The sequence below is a fragment of the Bartonella sp. AP3QHHD genome, from assembly GCF_042195765.1.
In the GTDB taxonomy this organism is placed as follows: Bacteria; Pseudomonadota; Alphaproteobacteria; order Rhizobiales; family Rhizobiaceae; genus Bartonella.
This window is the reverse complement of record NZ_JBHIPC010000098.1, coordinates 1-19,937: the sequence shown is the minus strand read 5'-3', so window position 1 is coordinate 19,937 and position 19,937 is coordinate 1. Positions and strand designations below refer to the sequence as shown.

11 protein-coding genes and 1 rRNA gene are annotated in these 19,937 nt (G+C 36.1%); 7 read left to right on the top strand and 5 right to left on the bottom strand.

Going from position 1 to position 19,937, the window contains the following annotated elements; translation table 11 throughout:
* Positions 1-2,011 precede the first annotated feature (2,011 nt).
* Complete coding sequence (locus ACFIL7_RS08370) at positions 2,012-2,341, bottom strand: TIGR01244 family sulfur transferase (protein ID WP_375632881.1); 330 nt, start codon at positions 2,339-2,341, stop codon at positions 2,012-2,014.
* Positions 2,342-3,342: 1,001 nt separating this feature from the next.
* Between ACFIL7_RS08370 and parA the strand changes: the two genes are divergently transcribed.
* The 7 genes from parA to ACFIL7_RS08335 all read left to right on the top strand — a co-directional run bounded on the left by parA (position 3,343) and on the right by ACFIL7_RS08335 (position 10,292).
* The gene (gene parA / locus ACFIL7_RS08365) at positions 3,343-3,972 is read left to right on the top strand and encodes a ParA family partition ATPase (protein ID WP_273790968.1); all 630 of its coding nucleotides are present in this window, start codon (positions 3,343-3,345) and stop codon (positions 3,970-3,972) included.
* A complete protein-coding gene (locus tag ACFIL7_RS08360) occupies positions 3,969-4,199 on the top strand; it encodes a plasmid partition protein ParG (protein WP_273790969.1) in 231 nt (76 codons plus the stop codon). Before parA ends, ACFIL7_RS08360 begins: the two co-directional genes overlap by 4 nt.
* Positions 4,200-5,289: 1,090 nt before the next feature.
* Positions 5,290-5,502, top strand: coding sequence for an EexN family lipoprotein (locus ACFIL7_RS08355; RefSeq protein ID WP_375632883.1), 213 nt, complete (start codon positions 5,290-5,292; stop codon positions 5,500-5,502).
* A 46-nt stretch (positions 5,503-5,548) separates the two neighbouring features.
* Positions 5,549-5,818: an EexN family lipoprotein gene (locus ACFIL7_RS08350; RefSeq protein ID WP_375632897.1), complete on the top strand. Its 270-nt coding sequence runs from the start codon at positions 5,549-5,551 to the stop codon at positions 5,816-5,818.
* Positions 5,819-5,864: 46 nt separating this feature from the next.
* A complete protein-coding gene (locus ACFIL7_RS08345) occupies positions 5,865-6,029 on the top strand; it encodes a hypothetical protein (protein ID WP_375634767.1) in 165 nt (54 codons plus the stop codon).
* Positions 6,030-6,971: 942 nt separating this feature from the next.
* Complete coding sequence (locus ACFIL7_RS08340) at positions 6,972-7,205, top strand: hypothetical protein (RefSeq protein ID WP_375632887.1); 234 nt, start codon at positions 6,972-6,974, stop codon at positions 7,203-7,205.
* A 2,682-nt stretch (positions 7,206-9,887) separates the two neighbouring features.
* Positions 9,888-10,292: a flagellar protein FlgN gene (locus ACFIL7_RS08335; RefSeq protein ID WP_273790974.1), complete on the top strand. Its 405-nt coding sequence runs from the start codon at positions 9,888-9,890 to the stop codon at positions 10,290-10,292.
* 407 nt (positions 10,293-10,699) lie between these two features.
* Here the strand turns inward: ACFIL7_RS08335 and rrf are convergent.
* From rrf to ACFIL7_RS08315, 4 genes are all read right to left on the bottom strand, one after another.
* Positions 10,700-10,814 (bottom strand): 5S ribosomal RNA (gene rrf, locus ACFIL7_RS08330).
* A gap of 1,348 nt (positions 10,815-12,162) precedes the next feature.
* Complete coding sequence (locus tag ACFIL7_RS08325) at positions 12,163-15,297, bottom strand: autotransporter outer membrane beta-barrel domain-containing protein (protein ID WP_375683517.1); 3,135 nt, start codon at positions 15,295-15,297, stop codon at positions 12,163-12,165.
* Between the two features lie 136 nt (positions 15,298-15,433).
* On the bottom strand, positions 15,434-17,464 hold the full coding sequence (locus ACFIL7_RS08320; protein ID WP_375634765.1) for an autotransporter outer membrane beta-barrel domain-containing protein: 2,031 nt from the start codon (positions 17,462-17,464) through the stop codon (positions 15,434-15,436).
* A gap of 140 nt (positions 17,465-17,604) precedes the next feature.
* Positions 17,605-19,937, bottom strand: a 2,333-nt coding sequence (locus ACFIL7_RS08315; protein WP_375683516.1) for an autotransporter outer membrane beta-barrel domain-containing protein, incomplete at its 5' end; no start/stop codon positions are given.

Here is a 19,937-nt window from a genome sequence, read left to right as displayed (position 1 = left end):
TGTTGAGAGGGAGAATCGAATATCTGAAGATCTGATTTTGGCATCATTTTTTTCAAAGTTAACTTTATGGTTTTTGTTGTCATTCAAAACTTTACTGCTTGTTTCTTTCTGATCCGTTAAAACTCGTCATAAAAGATGCAGTAAAGAATAAGCAACCAGCCTATTTAGCAATAATAGACGTGAAGAAGGAGAAAGGCTGTTTTTAAAATTTCTTGCGATTTTAAGCTTATAGTTTGATAAAATTTAATTGATGACTTTTTTTATTTTAAAAGTTTATTGTTTCTTCTTTCTAATTTGTTTTATTATATCATTTATGCCGTATCATCGTTTATGATGAGAGTTGGTTCGTGTAACCTTACGCATGTGATATTTTGTATTATGTGATGAATATTTTTAAAAAAGGTTTGTTTGTCAAGTCTCGTAAAGAAGATCAGTGGTTAGCAGCAGTTTTCGTGCTAACCAATCACGTAAAAGAGAATGAAGCTGCTGGAAGATGCTTTAACTCTCCTTTCTCTTGTATATTGTGATGGGGAATGCATATTAAGGAGACTGCGAGTGATTGCAGATAAAAAGAAATCATTGCGAGAAGCAGGTGTATTTGTTTCAAAATTTCTAATGCTTTTGATGGATAAAGGCACAATTTTGTTGTCGTAATACGTCAATCTTTTAGATTCTCAAGCTAAGAACTATCCATATATTTCCTTTGTCCTTCACAAATGTAAAGCCTATAATGCAAAGAAAAGGCAGTCTTGTAAGGATATGAAAACACAAAGCCAATAATGTTTTGTTGTTTTTTGATAGAAGTATTGGATAAAAGTTAGAACATCTTTCCAATCTATGTTCGGCCTATTCATGACTTTATGGTGTTGTTTTTCTCATAAAACTTTTTCTTTAGTGTTCCTCAATGCGAGCAGTATGTTTGAGATAAAGATTAAGGCGCTTTAATGCTCTCTCTACTGTTACAGCTTTTGTATGCTAGATGAGGAGAGCCCTATTGCATTATCCATTTGCGTATTCTCTGAAATCAATCTGCAGCCTTATTGGGGAAAATATGAAGTTATCAAGGGAAAAATCAGTCCAGATGACTGTCTTTTTTAAATTCGGCTTTGCTACTTTCAAAAGCGTCCAGAGCAATATCTCTTAAATCATGAAAATAACAGTTTCAGGCTTTTGTTGTTCTTTGAATAGGATATCAGATCTCACAGGTAAAATAAAATGTTGGAATATCCTTGTTTTGCTAATTTATGCACTTCTTTTAAAGAAATATCTCTCAACGCTTCTCATATTTATTTTCATGATGGCTCTCATGAATGGTATCATGCATGTTTCGTTGAGCGCTATCGTCTTTATGCCTAATAAAAGAGCAATCCGACACCACCAGTTATATTGACAAGCCTTCAGTGTTGTACAGTCTTGGCTATTTGAGAGCGTTTATGAGAGTTTGTTCTTAACTCGTTTTATTTCACACGAATACTTCCTGCTTGTGACATGCAAGAAACACGCTTTTGATTGCTTCACTATAAATAGACTTGAGAGAATCTTACGGCATTAGGATTTCTCACTCAACGTGCAAAACAATTAATTGTTATAAATCAATATGTTGTAGTTAACCATAGATTATGGCTTACGGCTTTTTTTATAAAATACTCTGCATGCCTTTTATTCGGAATATGGGGTTTTCTTAGTGGTTTTACTGTCGTTTTAGGTGTCTGTGGCGTACGAATGAGCTCGTATTGGTAAAGGAAGAGAAAAAGAAAGTGGAGCAGTGATAAAAGGTGGGGTAAAAATAAATTTTCTTGATCATCATATGAATTTTCACGCATTTTTATGGCTTCGGGTGTGTATGCTCGTTGTATATTGAGGAGCAAAGCTTGTTTGTAGAGTTTTATGAAGTGGCAAGCCAAGGGAAAGGTGCAAGACAAAGATTATTGACAGATTGTTTTTTACAAATCGATGTGTATTTAAGAATCTTCGTCTTTTAAGGTGCGGAGGAAGTGTGTGAACCTTCTGTTTAAAGACGCGCTAAACGATAAAGATGCAGCGAGCGTGCTCCGTGATGACAATAGGCAAGAAGAGGCAGAGAGGCTGTTTTTAAAATTGTTTGCATGGCTTCAACAGCTGACTTTTCTATAGTTGGAGGAGAAATGGGAATGTGATAGGCTTTTATGCCATATTCATTTGCGACCGTTTTAATGCTAGAAAAGTCAGGTTGATGGAGCTCTTCGTGATCGGGGCGGTTACAGATAATTGTTTTAAAACCAGCTTGTGCCAATGTTTTGATATTTTCTATGCTAATTTGGGCGCTGATAAAAATATCAGGTTCAATTTGTTGTAAATTCATTTTTATTTATTCCCAATTGCACGATCTTCACGATGCCCTCTGGTCTAGTATATAGAAAGAACATAATGAAGGTAAGTTTTTCAGTGGCATCTTAACAAAAATATTCTTTTTGTCGAGAAGATCTATTTGGGAAAAATGAGCTGTAAGATGCAAAATATCTCATTCCGCAACATGTTCGTTATGCGATCTTATAAAAGATGGATGTTTGGTCTTTATGGATAATCTATAGTGTTTACTCAGCATAGACATTTCATTGTGTTGTTTGTTTACGCGCTTGCTAGAGGTATCCTTACTTTTCTTAAGCCCATTTTACTCTGTCGAGAGTCAAAGAGTATAAAATTCATGGATCACCACCCTTTTTACACTTATGAAGCAGGAAGTCGGCACCATTATTATATTTTCCAACCCCCAATATTGTAATAGTTCTTGGTACTTGAGATTCTGCATAAGAAGCATTTTAATCCTTTCTTGTACAGTTTTTACTCACACGCTAGCCCCGCTTGTATGTACAAGAGATATGATTTTGATTAATTTAATATAAGAGGCATGAAATGAGAGAATCTTCCTGATTTCAGCTCTCTCATTCAACGTACAAAACAATGAATGCTTCTTATAGTTTGTTGTATATTCAGAGTGGAGCTTATTTGTAGAGTTGCATTAAGTGGATTGCATGAAGGGAGAAGCCCAAATGGCAGGCGCGAGATAAGAAACTGGATCATTTACATAGCATTGTTCACAGATCGACATGGATTTAAGAATCTTCGTTTTAGGGCGGGAGAAGAAGAGCGTGTCTTTTGTTTAGATTTATTTTTGTTATTTTCAAGAACATCATCTTCATAATGTTTTGCTCATGCTAAAAGAATATTATAAAGACAAAATTGCGGACTATTGTTATTTATCCTAAAAATGGGAAAAATGGTTATTTTGCACGTATTGGATGCTTGTTTCTTTTATTACTTTCTGTATAATCGTAAAAACGATAATGCTGAAAGGCGTAATAAATGATCATTGGACTTTTGAATCAAAAGGGAGGTGTCGGAAAAACGACATTGAGTGTTAATCTTGCGGCCAGTTTTGCGCGTACCGGTGCACGGGTATTGCTTATTGATGTTGATCCACAGGGGAGCGCATTGGATTGGGCTGCTGCGCGTGAAGATGCACCTTTGTTTTCGGTTATTGGTTTACCGCGTGCAACGGTTCACAAAGAGATTACACAGATTGGTCATGGTTATGATCATATTATTATCGATGGTCCTCCGCGTGTAACTGATCTTGCTCGTAGTGCTCTTATGGCTTCGGATTTGGTGCTTATACCTGTTTTGCCTAGTCCCTATGATATTTGGGCAGCGGATGGAATTGTAAAGCTGATTGACGAAGCACGTGTTTATAAAGAAAATCTTAAATCTGCTTTTGTCATTAATCGTAAAATCGTCAATACAGCGATAGGGCGTGATGTGAACGAAGCTCTTGGCATATACCCCGTGCATGTTCTTTCTTCTAGCGTTGCGCAGCGTGTGATTTTTGCAGAAGCAGCAGCACAGGGGAAGGCGGTTTATGAAGTTGATAAGCAAGGACCAGCAGCAGCAGAGATTGAAGCGGTTGCAGCGGAAATCAAGGAGTTAGCGCGATGAATAAAAAAATTAAAATCGGCACAAAACCAACGAATAAATCAATTCCTTTAACAGCGGATGCATGGGTAGGAAGCCACAAAGGGAGCATGAGTGGAGGGATGAAGCGCCTCACGATTGATATACCAGAAAGTTTGCATCGGTTGATTAAGGTCAGTTGTGCAAGTCGTGGAACTAAAATAGCTGATGAGGTCCGCGAATTGCTTTCACAAAAATACGGAAAAGTGTAAAAAATGATACGATAATTTCATTGGTTTGAGTGCTTTTTCTAGAGATGATATCGATTGTTTTTATACGAAGTTAATAATAAAAGTGCTCTTCTTTTTTCACGATGGTTGCTTCATTCAAGTTGTTTTTCATAAGGTTCTGTATCATCGCATGAAAGAGCTATGAGTTTGCGAAAAATTCTCCGTTTCAAACTTTTCCCTATAAATGTGATAATCATCATACTACTTGTGATCTTATCCGCTAGATGAGTAGATAAGTTTATTCTTCCATAAAAATTATCTTGATAATGATTTTAAACATCAGGTTATTTTTTTGTTTATTGTACTTAATACATGCGTAAATAATGTAATTAAGAGTAGCCTTGATTATTTTTTTCTGTTATGCAGCAATCCGTTTTATTAAATTATATTCATTGTTTATAAAGGGGGGGATAAAAATAAGTAAAATTTACTGATATTGACGCGCTATAATTTTTCCTAATAAACAAAAGAAGTCATTGAGTATATTATAGAAAATATTTCTTACATTTATATGATTTTATAGTCTTAAATATTTAATGCCAGTTGTAATGGTACGCAAGGCAATAGGCTTTTTTCTTCAATTGGAATGTATAAGATCGCTTTTTTAGCATTTCTATTGGCTTTTAAAAAGTACAGGGGGACTTAAAGCTTTCTTTCTTTTCCGGTGGTTTAGAAATGATAAGAGCGCAATTAGTTGATTAAAAGCTGTATTCTTTCGTTTGCAGAGAATTTGCAATGGATATAGGCATGACGAATTTTGGGTAAGATATCGTGCTGCTTCTCGTTACCAAAAGGTTCTTGAAGGAAAAGAAATGATTAAAAAGCTTTTTGAGAATGTCAAGATATCAGAATTTTTACTGAAGTTTTAACACTTCAAATACAAAGAGCTGCCGTGCAGATAATGTTACAAATGCAAGTCTGATAAATGAAAGAGGCTCTTATGATTTAACATGTTTGCGTTGGAAGTGTACGTATTTGCAAAGGAAAATTAGACGCAAGGTCACAATATAGGAGGGGATGTGAATCCAAAGATATTGTTAATAAAATATAAAACAAAGAGAGGGGTTAAATCATGAACAAGATCATTATAACAGCGCTACTGCTTTGCGTGGGACTTGCTGTTACTGGTTGTGAAAAAACTTATAGTGTAAAAGAATTTAAAACAAATGAAAAATTATACGAGGAATGGGCAAAGAAATGTGAGAAGGATGATTCACCGCTCAAATCCTCTCAAAATTGTAAAAACCTTCGACAAGCATATGTAGAACTTTTTTTAAGGCCCTAAATTGTGTCCTAAACTTTGTAAATTTGAAAAAAGGGGAATTTTATTGATGAATAAAGCCATTATTACAGCATTGCTGGTTTGTACTGGACTTGTCGTTGCTGGTTGTGAAAAAACTTATAGCGTATCGGAATTTAAGAAGGATCCCAAATTACTCGAGCAATGGGCAATGAAATGCATGATATCAGAGGATTTAGATTCTCAAAATTGTAAAAACGCAGATAAAGCGTATCGTGAAGTTCATGCCCGAGATTGGCCTGGTTCAAGCTTTGTACATGATGACGAGAAAAAAACTGAAGAGAAAAAGGAAGGGAATTAAATCATGAATAAAGTCATTATTACAGCATTACTGGTTTGTACTGGACTTGTTGTTGCTGGTTGCGAAAAAAACTAAATTTAAGAAAGATAAAACATTACTCGAAGAGTGGGCAAAAAAATGTGAAAAGCTGGATCAATCTTCTATGGAGAAATCTAAAAATTGCCAACATGCCAGACAAGCATATATGGAACTGATGTTTGGCATTAATTAAAAACATACAATTCAATAAATAAGGAATTGTTTAGTTCTTGATTCTATTACGTTTTTAGGCTCTCTCTAACTTTTAGAGAATCTTTTTATGGCTTCAAGAATTAGTCGTTTACGATCAGTACTCTTTGTGTAAACGGATGCTATACTGTCATTGTTAAGCCCAAAAGTGCTTTCAATTGTAGATAGTATTGCCTCCCAATGAGTTGTTATGTGTTACTGCTAATTTTTTAATGTTTTGGTTACATGTATTTAAAATATTGAGATTAAATCTATCTTTGGGGTGTTTTTTTTGCGTTTATCACAAATAAATGTTTCATCACACTAAGATCGTCTTTAAGTGTTGCGGCTAATTTCGGAAAAATTAGGAGGAAACATTTGTTTGGAAATTACTTTCTCTGTTTTAATAAAGAGAAAAACATTCTGAATAGAATTATTATCGTTTCATACTCAAATGTTTTTCTCAAACTATTTTTAAAAAATTTCTTTTGATTTGAGAATATTATAACATTAGTTAAGTTGTGAGACAGTTTTGCTAGGACGGTTTTGCCGGATGTGTGAGGAATTGAGCGCTCTCCACATCTTTTCATTTTTCTCCTCTCTCTTTTCTGAGTTTACAAGGGTTTTCCTTGTTATTTTTTTATCTTGATTGTGTCGTGATATTATCATGTTGAGCGGTGGAGCTCATATAAAACTTTACGTATGAGGTGTTTTTTGTTCTCGAGCGTGTGATGAATATTTTTCTAAATAACACTTTGATTTATAAAAATGATTTAATTATTTTATGCTGAATAAGGATCTCGAATATAGTAAGCTTCTCTTATTCCAAATCTGTTTTCGGTTGAATTAATTAAAACCATCTTCTTGCATGGTACAAGCGGGGAGAGCCGTGTAGATAAAAACTGTTGGAGAAAGAAGTAAAAATGCCTCTTATAAACGATCTCAAGTGCTAAAGGTTATTGCAACATTTGGGGCTGGAAAAGTGTGTGATGCTGCTGGTTTATTCTCTCATAAGGGTAAAGATGGTGTTCAATGGATTTATCATAAGCTTCATGAAATATTATCCTTTAGGATTGTGAGATGCCCTGAAGGGGGAAGCAAAAGGAACTTACTCAATAAGGAGACAAATTATTTACAGATCGGATCTGGTAGAAAATTTCGTTTTTTAAGCTGGGGATGAAGTTGAGATTCAAGATAGCGTGAAAAGATGGACAATGATGGTTAAAAATGCATACAAAAAGCAGAGTTTACACCTCAAATAGTTGCAAGCGATGTTTGAAATTGGGTGTGTGGTTTATCTGTAGAATTAAAATTTTTCTTTGATCTTATGTGAAATTAAGATGCTTATTTGCACAGATTACAATAAGCCAAGAGAGTATGCTTAGTATATTTCTATTACGAGAACTAAAATAACAACAAAAGCATTGATGGTGATAATCAAGGTTGAATAAAGCATAGCGGCTTTTACGAGATCAGCCATAAAAACCTCTTTCTGTTCTTTTTGAGGTGATTTTATGAATAACAATATGTTACAATCTGTAATATATTGCTGATACAACATATTCGGCAAGCTTAAAATTGTTTCTTTTTTTATAAAAGCTTAAGGAGTTGGAGTATTGTGAATCCTAAAAAAAGAAAGCTTTAAAAGGACTATTGATTGATTTTGTAAGTTTTGTGTTGCTGGAAACTTTTTTATCCTGTTATGCTATAAAGCACTGTCATTTATAACGGTAATATAAGACATATACGTTTTCTTGGAACGTTTAAGTATTTTTTAGTGTACGATGAATATTCGTAGGTTTATTTGTTGAGCCTTTCGTTTAAGTGAATCAGATGAGGGGAAAGTCAAGAGAAGAGCGTTTGACAAAGATTCGGACTGCGTACAGAGCCGATTGAGTTAAGATCTTAGTTCTTTAAGGTGAGCGGCGGAAGACAAAAATGTTTTCTGATCGTTTATCTCATAGCAAGATTGGTTAATGCTGCTTTAATGGGGCATGTTTTGCACAAAAGTAAAGAACGCTCCAAACGAAATATACTTATGTTGTATATTAGTATATTTGTATTGCATATTTATGTACTTTTTTTAGAGAAATATCTCTCAACGCACACGAAAGACATTTTACGATGACACTCGTAAATAGTATAACGGTAAATGTGAATAGTATAACAGTAAAGCTCTCGTGAAATAATATAAACTTTGAATAATATAAAAATCTATAAAATGCTATCATCTTTATACTTATGAAAGAGCAAGTCACAATCATCGTACGCTTGCTTCCAATGTTTATTATAGTTCTTGGCATTTGCTAAGGTTCATAAGAGGACTTTTTCTTTCAGCGTATTTTATCAACACATCAGGGCGTTGTTTGTGATGTGCAAGCAAGTGATTTTAATTTATTCAACATGGAATAGATTTGAAATGTGATGATTATGAAAGAGAAGAGCCGCATTTAAAAGGTTGAAAACGAGAGAAAGATCGTAAACAAAAATTGTACCTTGATTATAAAATGATTGTTTCTCTGTTTTTATACTAGTAGCGCAGGTAAAGTCGCGATATTAAGAGCAAACTGTGTTATGGAATGAAATAATCTGTAAGAAGATGCTGTGAAAATTCTGAAAATATCAATGGGGGGAGCGTTAAGCATTATGCATTGGATAATATTTTGATTTATAGATGATAATCTATCGTTATTCAACTTGAATTAGATTCCTTAATACTGGACATTTTTTCATTCCAAATCTGTTTCGTGGTGAATTAACTAAAACAATGTCTTTTGCAGTTACAAGCAGGGAGCTCTTATGCGCAGAGAAATTGTACAAGAAAGGCATGCTTTTATGAACCGTCTCAAGTGTCAAGAGTATCAGAACATAAGGGGGTAGCAAAATATATGATGGTGCTAGCTTGCTTCTTTTATTAAGCGTAAAGATGGAAAATACTCAATGGATTTTATACATGTCATGGGAGATTTATCATTATACCATTCATGCATTCATGGGCCGCGGCGCGAAATAGGCTTGGGTGCACTTAAGAGATGTTTCTTTAAAACAAGCGCGTGAATATGCGATTGAAGACGTATCGAACTGATTGGCTAAGAAACTCTTGAAAAGGTTCAAAAAATCTTATATAGTTGTTCATTGCAAAGAAAAGCGAATGATAATTTAAAAAAGGAAGATTGATGGCTGTTTAGCTATTTTAAGATGTCTTTTTATATTGCTGTGTGGCTGATCTGTTCAAAAGAGCATTCTTTTTGTGTTTTATGCGAAATACTGCATGTGTGCAGAAAGAGCATGGGAGAGGGGGTGTCCTTTTGAATGGGTGCAAACTGATCTTGTCTGGTGCCATCTTATGGGGCGCCAGAAGGTATAAAGTTTTAGTGCAGAGAGAGCCATAAGGTTATGGAGGGTAAAATGCTGCTATTGGTAAAATGCTGAAATTTTTAATGGGCTTAAGTCTTTAATATGCTGCAAGATAGGCTGCGGTTTTTTGTCGGCAGGTAGTTTTTGTGGCTGAAGTTCTCGTGAAAGCATTGTTATTTTCTGTTGAAGATGAGCTCGTGATAAAATCGGCAAGGCGAAATAGACAGAGCAAATATGGAAGTTTCGATATTGCTGTAAGGTTTAAGTTTATAGCGTTTTTATGGATTAGTATAGCCGCAATGATGGTTTTGGAGCAAAGCAAGAAAAATATTTGAGAGAACGCGTTGAAAGTTCAAGTGGTATACGCTTTGAAGGATTGTCGTGCTGTTGTTTGAGCAATGTTTGCACTACGAGCTTGGTTGAGTGTATCAGCATTGAAGAGAACCTGTTTAGTCTCCCTCATTTGAAAGTAAGATTGAACAATAGTGTTGAAGGGGAAGTAAAAATGTCTGTAGTGCAATATGGTGATGATAGTTTTGCGGCAAAAGCAAAAGTTCTTGATAACAACCTTATTGATCGTGATTGGGCGATGACAAAATTTGTTGCTGCTGTTAAAGGATTAGCTCAAGTTGTTGATTATGAAAGCAATATGCTAGAGAGTAGTGGTGTTCCAGATTACGAAGAAATAAATTTGCGTAAAATACGTGGTTTGCGTGATCTTAATAAATCCATGAGTGATGTGAAGCGCTATATGAATCAAGATATTGAGCATGAGGTTGAAAGTTTGTTGTCTGATTTACAAGAAAAATTACAGCGTAATAGTGAATTACTTCAAACACATTTAAATGCAGTTAATGATCTTTCTAGAGCTATACAGCTATCTGGACGTGCAAAAGAAATAGAGGAATAAATTCAAATCTGATTAATACGGGCTGTTTTAAGTAATGACAATGATTAGGTAGGGCAGTTGATTTGGGTAAATAGTGCGTTTAGTGAGTAGACTTGTTTTAAGCGCATTTTGGTATTTAAATTATTATCCTGATGTACTGTAAAACGCTGTTCTTAAAACAGTGTTTTTTAAGGTATCGTGATGTGAACCGCATGCTGTGGGAAGCTGGCTGGAAGAGAACTAAGAGAAGGTGGATTATTTACAGAGCATTGTTTGCAGACTGAGTTAATAGGGAGAGCTTCATTTTTTAGTTTAGGGAAGGCGATTAAGAGAATATTTAGACCAGCCTGTGATGCCTTAAAAACAGCTTCCTTGGGGGTGTGGTAATGTAAGGTTTATATATTGAGTCTTTTGCTTGCATTTAGCAGATCTGGCGGCGACTTACTCTTCCGTGCCTTAAGGCAAAGTACTATCAGCGCTGGAGTGTTTCACGGCCGAGTTCGGGATGGGATCGGGTGCGTTCACTCCGCCATAACTATCAAGTCAGCAAAAAGCATGAATGATGAAGAGTATGTGATGAATATTGCCTATAAGCTTCATGGAATATTGTCCTTTAAAGTGTGGTGATATGACGCGGTTCGTTGTTTAAATCTATATGCTTGAGATAAAAATTAAAGCGGTTTATTATTTCCTTCTGCTGTTTTTAGTTTTTGTATGTCAGATTGGAGAGAGCATCCAGATCTGAGTGGATATAGTGCGTATATCTTTGTTGGCGTAATATTTGAAATGGGGAGGCAATCTCATTGGGAAAGAATAAAGGGGTAGAAATCAGCTTCCCTCTGTACCGCCGTTCTTTAATTTAGCTTTATGTCTTTCAAAAGTATCTAAAGCACTATCTGTTAAATAATGAAGATTCCGCATTGTTTCACGCTTTTTTTATTGTGTTTTTTACTGCGGGCATGTCCTTCATGCACGACAAAATACTCAAAATAGAATGGATTTGTTATTCCTAATTCACGTCCTTGTTTTAAAGAGATATCTAAGCCCTCAAGTCTATTTCGTGATGGTGTTTGTGGGGCGCAACGACATCTTTGATGCAACGGTGCTTGTGAATGGTATAATAAGAAAGTTTCCATGGAAATAATATAAAATCTATAGGGTGCGACCATCTTTATGCTTAATAAAAGAGCAAGTTGATATTGTTATATTTTTCAACACTATCATATTCTTTGTTTGATCCCAATGTTGCTCCAGCCCTTGGCACTTGAGATAGTTCATTAGAGGCATTTTTAATCCTTTCTTAATAGTTTTTTATCCCTATGGCTCTTCCCCCTTGTCACTTGTAAGAGATATGGTTTTTGTTGATTCAACATAGAACAGGTCTAAAATGAAAGAATCTGACGATATTCTGGATTCTCATTTAACATGGAAAACAATTAATTGTCTTTATAAATCAATATCTTGTCTTATAATGGAGCTGCTGTAGCATTGAGATTTTAGAGGAAAAACATGCCTTTAAGAATTTATACCAGATACTAGTCTTTATAGCAGGTATATTAAATGTACATCATCTAAAATAAATGGAGCGTCCACAGCGAAGAAGGGGCTGACTTTTTTTAAATTGGCATGAATGCTTATTCTGTTGTGCTGTAAAAACATCATCGCTTGAGGTGTGGTGATAATATAAGACATAAAATTTTATGCATGGGGTATTTTGATGAGAGAATGTTATGGTATTCAGTCTTTTATTCAATATGCAAAAGAAATATTATAAGTCAAAATCTTCTTTGATGTGATAATGATTTTTGAGAATTTAAAAAATATATAAATTTAAATAAAAAAGCAGCACTTTGTGCTGCCTTTTTTATTTAAGTTAAAATTAACTTCTGCTTTAGAAAAGATAACGTATTCCGCCAGACAAATTGGTGCCAGATACACCGGCTTTTTGCAGTTTTTGCCGATAGCTGATATCGGCGTTTAGTACGATATTTTGAGAAAGATATGCATTCATCCCCACGCCTCCCTCAACTGAAGAGCCGGTAGGATCAACATGAAAGGTATCAGCAATTTTTATTGTTTTACCATCGCCAAAAGTTCTGATAACATTCATTTTACCATAGAAGGAAACAGCCTTGTTTTCTTCAACAGCCATTATTGTTTTTGTTAAACGTCCACCAAAACGGATCAACCATTGATGTGGATTGCCCATGTCTACTTTTAAGCCATTGGTATCTGAGAAAATATCAAACATGAGATTTTGATAAATGAATTGAGCTTGTGGTTCAAAGACAAGCCCTTTTGTATCGGTTGCTAATTTCTGACCAATGGTTGCAGATATATTAAGCATCTCGGTACCATCCAATTTTGCGGCATTCCCAACAAGAGCTGTGGTAATATTTCCTTTTAAGGTTCCGTAAGAAAGAAGAGCGTTGACATATATACCATTGCTATGCTGGATGCCGCTATAAGCGGTAAGTGACCATTTATCAAGCGTTGTCTTTTCAGAATCTTGCATCTCTTTTGGCGTAAAGGCAAGCTTTCCGTACGTTCCTAAAAGACCAAAATGTGCGCTTATGTCTTTGCTTTCTAAGGCGGCTAATATGCTCCCTAATTGTAAGGCAGTATAGTTTACATCAGCACCATAACCATAGTGCAGTGGATCGCGGTTGGAAGATAGGGTGACCTTCTCGCCGTAGGAAGAGAAAAAGATACCATTCTTTTTATTGTCTTTTGCCCCAAATACTGTTGTTCGCATATTGTCTAACAACGTGTTTTGATTGTTTACATCAGTAAATCCAGCAGAAAATAAAGTATTAGATATGGTTAAATAGTTTGCTACCTGTGGTAAAAGGGCTCGAACTTTTTTATCCTTATCAATGTAGGCATTTTGTAAGCGGAAATCCCAGAAATCACTATTCTTCTTGCCAAAAAGATTTTGGCTCTCATGAGATGTTCCTGGCTTATAGCCTGTGAGTACATATTTATAAGGTTGTTTCCCTATTGTCATATAGTTTCCTGCTAACGTGAAGGAATTTTCATTCGCTTGTCCGGAAACTTGAATGATTGAAATCCCATGTGTCCCTAAAGGAAGTGACGCCATGCGTTCTTCCCAAACAGCAGAGCTATCGGTTTGGAGATTGATGTGCACAAAAGTACTTCCTGAGACATCACCATTAATCACAATGCGATCAGTTTGTTGTTCCGTTATAGGAGAATGTTTATCCCATTGAGTGTTTACATAAATCTCTGCAAGACCCGCTGTACTATAAACCGCTGCTGTGTGAATTGTTTCGTCTTCTTGCGAAAGATTAGGTCCTATAAACAGAGTTTGATAATGTCCCTCAATGGGCTTGTCAAACATAATAGCACTGTTTGTAAGGTGCAATTCAGAAAGATTAGAGTATGATTTTTCATCAACACCAAACTGTCTATAGTCATTTAAAATATTATCATTATTTGTGGCATTTTTATTAGCCTTTACAAGCCATTTCGTCCTCTCTTTTAGATCAAAAACTGTTCTATTATCTTTAGAAGTTCTTACACGACCTTCTAAAGAAGAGTGGTCTGCAACTAATGTAATGGTGTTTGTGGAGGCACTTTCGTTCTTGATATTTTTTAATAAAATATCGGCATGAACTTCTGAATTTTTAAGGTTGACTTCCCCGTTTATGCCTGTTCCATAAAGGTTGATACCGCTACCATGTTCAACGAAAAGCTTTGTATTCTCTAGGGTTACTTTATCAGCAATATTGGCTACATCTTGTTCTTGAACGGCATTGGTGTTCCTTTCAGCATTGTGTGTATATCGTTTTCTAGGGGCATTATACGGATTGTTGCGAAAAATAATACCGTCTGCTTCATAATTTCCCGTGACATGGACGCTTGAATCCTTAAGTTTGATTGTGCCCTCCATGTTTACCAAACCAGCTGTTTCTGCTGTTACAGTAATGCCTGTAGCATCAATTTCTCCACCATCTGATACGCTTAGTGCAACAAAACGCGCATCAACTGTTCCCCCTATCATATTGACTTTTGAATTATTTCCCTCTGCATGTACAGCAAAACTATTGTCTTGAATTTTTTTATTATGTAGCGTTATGATATCACCGTTTTTAGCTTCAACTCCAGCGCTTATATCCTCAATTTGTGTAGACTTTTCAGGTTGTTTTATTGGTGATATTGTTTTTTCAATCTCTGATTTTTCAGATATTTTTTGTGCATATGAAGATTGCACTGGCGCTGGTTTTGCAGATTTTGGTGGTACCAGTAATGCTGGTTTTTCAGTTTCTACTCTTAAAGATATTGGTTGTGCGAGTTCTGGTTCATTAGATGTTGGTATTTGCTCTGTTGTTGGTTTTGTAGGTTCCGTGCTTGTAGGTTCAGACTTTGTAAGTGTTGGTTGTAAATTCGGTGAAGGTTGTGTAGGTTCTGGCTGTGAAGACACAGCAGAATTCGATAGTGTTTTTTCGCTGGAAGAGTCTGCAGAAGAGGAGGGCGCCCCTGAACGTCTTCTAGATTTTGCTTTCATTCCTGTTGTTGAAGCTATTTCTGTCGTTAGAGATTGTGTAAGAGTGTTTTGTGTTGTAGGGTTAGATTGTACACCTTCTGTAACTTTAGTCTTTGGTGTTTGTGTACTTCCTTGACCAAGATCAGAGTTTTGTTTTGAAGAAGAAATTATATTTCCAGCTGAATTTCCTTCAAGTTGTGTTTTGGGAGGTAGAGTGCTTGTAGAAGTAGGCGTTGTAGTTTTATTCCCTGTAGGAGGAAGGGTTATGATTGTTCTTGTAGAGCTAGATGTTGAAGGTGGATATGAATATGATGGCATAATTTGCCCGATTCCATCATATGGATCTTTATACGGATCAAAAACTCCGGATAGATTTATTTGTGACTTGACACGAGCAGGTTGTAGAGAAGAAGAATCTATCGTTGTTGATGGATTTGTACTATGAATAGCATAAGACATACTGGTGGAAGAACAAAACAGAATTCCAGAAACTGTGTATAGTAAGAAGCTTTTTTTCATATGGATGTATTCCTAAAATATTTCTCCCCTCTCTCATAAAAAATAAAACTTTGGCCTCATTATGTCTCTTTTGTAAGAGGCAAAACGAAACATAATGAGATCTCTTTGTATTTCAAGATAAGGGATACAAGTATTTTTAAAAGTGATAGCGCATTCCAGCGGCAATATTTATTGCAGAGATGCCAGCTTTTTTGAATTTATGTTGATAGCTGATATCACTATGAAGCTCTATATTTTGCGATAAGTGCGCCTGAATACCAAAACCACCTTCGATTAAAGATCCCATAGCAGCAAGCGAAAAGTTTTCACTAAAAGTTTTGATCATGTTCAGTTTTCCGTAGAAGGAAAGGGCATGTCCTTTGTTTTGTGTCAAACGTCCACCAATACGAAGCAACCATTGATGAGGTTTGCTTATGTCTATTTTAGAGTTATCGTCATCTGAGAAAGAGCTCCTATCTGATAAAGAACCAAGCATGAGACGTTGATAAACAAGTTGTGCTTGTGGTTCTAGGATTACACCTTCCAAATTGGTTGACAGTTTTTGACCAACAGTTGCAGCGGCTCCTAATGTTTTACTATTCTTCACTTTTGAGGTATGTTTAATGAGAGCTGTAGCATGATTTTCTTTGAAAATTCCATAAGAGAGAAATGCACTTGCATAGATGCCACTGTCATGCTGAATATTTCCATATGCGGTGAGTGACCATTTATCAAACATATTTTTTTGAAAGCTCTCCTTGTTTTTAGGAGTAAAAGATAATTTCCCATATGTTCCGAAAAGACCAAAGTTGCTGCTGATATTTTGATCTTTTAGCGCTATTAATGTTGCTCCTGCTTGCAATGCAGCATAGCGAATATCTGCTTGAACACCATCTTGTTCTGCTTGAACCTTGGAAGAAAACGTGCTTTTATTGCCATAAGAGGATAAGAAAACGCCTCTTTCTGGATGATCTTTGGGCTCAAACATTGTTATTTGCATATTGTCTAACAAGATATTTTGATTGTTGACATCACTAAACCCAACAGCAAACATCGCGATAGGCATGACTAAAGAGCTTTCTTCTTGTGGTGTAAGAATTGTTCTTTTTGCTGTCCCATTAAGAGAAGTAGAAGTTGCAGTTGCTTTATCATCATCTGTAAGTTTAGAGGTGCTCTCTGTAGCCGCGGTAGCAGTATTTCCAACCTTTGGGAGCAAATTCATATGCGCTTTTGCTGATGTATTAAGAGTTGTTTTTGATGCTGAGGAAGTGGTGTTTGTTTGGGGATCAATATCAGATTGCGAATTTTCATTTATTTTAGGCTGTCTCATTCCATGATCTGTTCTTGTGAATGAACTGTCCTTGTGTTGGGCAGCAACATGAGCGGGTGGTAATTTATCACTAGCGCGTCTTTGTCCTGTGCTGGAGTCAATAAGAGGTTGTTTATTCTTTTCAGATGCAGGAGGGGTCGTCTCTCCTTTTTTCTTCACGTTAGTTATTCCATCGTTGTTCAAAGTCTCTAATACTGCTACTGCTTTGCGTAAAGTATTGGAAAGTTCCTTGTTTTGTCCTTGTAAAGCACTATCCACTTGTGCTGCTTTATGTAATATTTCTGCTTTATTTTGCAGTTCAAACCAATTATGATTGTCTTGGCTCACCGATTGTTGGCGCGCGGTATTAACACGCTGTTGATTATCAGCATCAAGGATTTTTGCTGCTTGCACGGCATCAGAAATTGCTTTATCGTAGCCACGTAATAAATTTTCTCTTGTTTTTAATCGGTTCTGACGTAATTGTTCAAGGTATGCTCTGGCTTTCATCATATGTTGTATATCCAGAGGGTGTTTGTTTGCCATGGCTTGGGCGCGTATATTATCCATTTCGCGGTTCACCACGTTTATATGTGTACCAGAACTATAACGACCTGCACCTGCAAAAGAGCTGTTAATCGTATTTCTTACACGATCCATATGATTTTCAAGTGCTTGGTTGAAGTGCGAATTATCTTCCATCATGGCGCCAGAGGCTATCTTTTCAAGATTTTTTTCTGCTTGTGTTGGTGTGTTTATTAAATCAATAGCATAGCGTTCCTGGGGGCTTAGAGCAGAGGCGGTGCTGGTAGATGTGAAGTTAAAAGAAGAAAAAAATAAAGCACAAGCGGCTGTACATAACAAAAGATTCTTATGCATAGAGATGTTCCTTAAGATATTTTCTTTGTTTTGCTAAAAATGAACCACTTTTTGACACATTGCGGTTTTTTGTAATGTAGTTAAGCAGCACTGTTTTCATCTCAGCGCTGCTTATGCGTCAAAATAGAGAGCTAAGATTTCTAAAAGCGATAACGCATTCCTCCGGAAAAATTAATTCCAGAGAACCCAGCTTTTTGAAGTTTATGTTGGTAATTAACGTCAGCATGAAGTGCGATATTTTTAGAAAGCTGCGCGTTAATGCCAAGTCCACCTTCAAGGGAAGAGCCCATAGAATCGAGATGGAAAGATTCCATAACATCGATAGTGCGCTCCTCACCAAAAGCTTTGATGACATTCAATTTACCATAAAAAGAAAGAAAACGATCTTTTTCAATAGGAAGTATTGTTTTTGTTAAACGCCCTCCAATACGGACCAACCATTGATGAGGGGGCTTTATATTAACTTGGAAGCCATCAATATCTGAAAGAGTGCCAAAGGCAATATGTTGATAAATAAGTTGTACTTGTGGTTCAAAAGACAGCCCTTCAACACCAGTTGCTAGTTTTTGTCCAACGGTAGCTGATATATTTAATGTATCCGTATTGTTTAATTCTGTGGTGTTGCCGATAAGGGCTGTTGTAATATGTCCGTTTAAAATGCCGTAGGAGAAAAGTGCATTAATATAGAGACCATTGTCATGATGGAGATTCCCATATACCGTAAAGGACCATTTATCCAGTATGCTTTTGTCAGAACCTTCCATGTCCTTTGGCGTAAAAGCGAGCTTTCCATATGTGCCTAAAAGACCAAGATTCGCGGTTATATTTTGATTTTCTAACGTTGTTAATGTCATGCCTGCTTGTATAGCAGCATAGTGAACATTAGCACCATAACCATACTCCAATGGACTACGGCTGGAAGATAACGTCATCTTGTTGCCATAAGTCGATAAAAATATCCCTTTTTGTTTATGACCTTCTAATCCAAAAACTGTTGAGTGCATATTATCTAACAGTGTATTTTGATTGTTTATATCAGCCAAGCCAGAGGAGAATATTGCATTATGCATAACCAAATAGCTTGCCATTTGAGGAACAAGAGCTTTGATTTTTCCTTCATCATCAAGAGTCGCATTTTGTAGACGGAAATCCCAAAACTCTTCACTTTCTTGCAAGAGACTTTGCTGTTTGTCAGCTCTCCCACGGCTGGATGTTGGTCCATAGCCATTTAATACATATTTATAGGGCAATCCATCCATTGTAGTGTAGCCATTTGCCAGCGTGAAGGCGGCTTCCTCTGCTTTTCCAGACACCTGAACAAGTGAGAGACCACGCGCATTCAAAGGAATTGAAACTTCATCATTATCGAATGGTTCTGCACGCTTTGAAAGATTGTTGAAATAGATCGTTGTGGTGCCTGAGACATTACCATGAACGAGAACACGGTCAGTTTTTTGTTGTTCTTTTACAAGACCATTACTCCATTCGGTATTAAAGTAAATCTTTGCGTTGCCCAATGCATTGTAAACCGTTGTTGCATCAGAGCTTCTGTTTTGCTCTGTTTTCGCAGCTTCAGCTGTTGGCTGTTTTCCCACATGCAAGGTTTGATACTGATTGTCTGCTAGTTTATGCGGCGCATTAAATATAATAGAGCTATTATTAAGGTTCAATACTGAGACAATAGACTGTGCACGTTGTTTAATATCAGTGAGCAAGTATCCTTTAGAGCTGTCAAATTCTTTGTCTACTTCAAATTGACTAATCTTTAGGGACCACTTGCTGTTATTGTTGAGAGTAAAAATCGTTGTATTTTGAGGTAAAGTCTTTGCTCGTCCTTCTATAATCGAATTGTCAGCGCTTAATATAAAAGTGCGAGGATCGATATCTTTTGAGTTTTCTGGGATTTTATTTTTTAATAATATATCAGAACGAATTTCTGAACTTTTAAGTTCTACCTCAGCAACAGATTTTGCATAATCTGGTCCTAGAATACCAATACCATTTTCAACAAGAAGTTTTGTGTTGGTAAGAATTGCTTTATTGATAACTTTTTCGCCCTCTTTTACTTGGGAACTTGGGATGTAATCAAAAAGGATACCACGACTTTTGTGATGTCCGGAAACATTTATGATTGAATCTTCAATATGGATGATGCCGTTTGAAATTTCTAAACCACGGGAATTTGATTTTCCTACAGTTTTTTTAGCATGAATACGCCCACCTGTTGTTGCGGTAAATAAATTTGAGTCTGAACGCATTGTTGAATTTGTAATGGTGATAAAGGCTTTGTCATCAGCAACCACTGTTGTATATGCGCTGCGGATAAAAACGTTATTAAAGGTTTTTTCTTCTCCTGCTTTATCCGCACGAGCCATAACCATTGTAGGAGCTGATGTATTTGCATAAGTTGAACCGAAATGAGAAAAAATCAAAGTTCCAGCAATTGTACATAACAAAAAATTTTTCTTATAAA

What these genes read in the sequence shown, in the direction of transcription:
- ACFIL7_RS08370 (WP_375632881.1), bottom strand. Translation starts at nt 2,341, where the DNA reads ATGAATTTACAACAAATTGAACCTGATATTTTTATCAGCGCCCAAATT.
- parA (WP_273790968.1), top strand. Translation starts at nt 3,343, where the DNA reads ATGATCATTGGACTTTTGAATCAAAAGGGAGGTGTCGGAAAAACGACA.
- ACFIL7_RS08360 (WP_273790969.1), top strand. Translation starts at nt 3,969, where the DNA reads ATGAATAAAAAAATTAAAATCGGCACAAAACCAACGAATAAATCAATT.
- ACFIL7_RS08355 (WP_375632883.1), top strand. Translation starts at nt 5,290, where the DNA reads ATGAACAAGATCATTATAACAGCGCTACTGCTTTGCGTGGGACTTGCT.
- ACFIL7_RS08350 (WP_375632897.1), top strand. Translation starts at nt 5,549, where the DNA reads ATGAATAAAGCCATTATTACAGCATTGCTGGTTTGTACTGGACTTGTC.
- ACFIL7_RS08335 (WP_273790974.1), top strand. Translation starts at nt 9,888, where the DNA reads ATGTCTGTAGTGCAATATGGTGATGATAGTTTTGCGGCAAAAGCAAAA.
- ACFIL7_RS08325 (WP_375683517.1), bottom strand. Translation starts at nt 15,297, where the DNA reads ATGAAAAAAAGCTTCTTACTATACACAGTTTCTGGAATTCTGTTTTGT.
- ACFIL7_RS08320 (WP_375634765.1), bottom strand. Translation starts at nt 17,464, where the DNA reads ATGCATAAGAATCTTTTGTTATGTACAGCCGCTTGTGCTTTATTTTTT.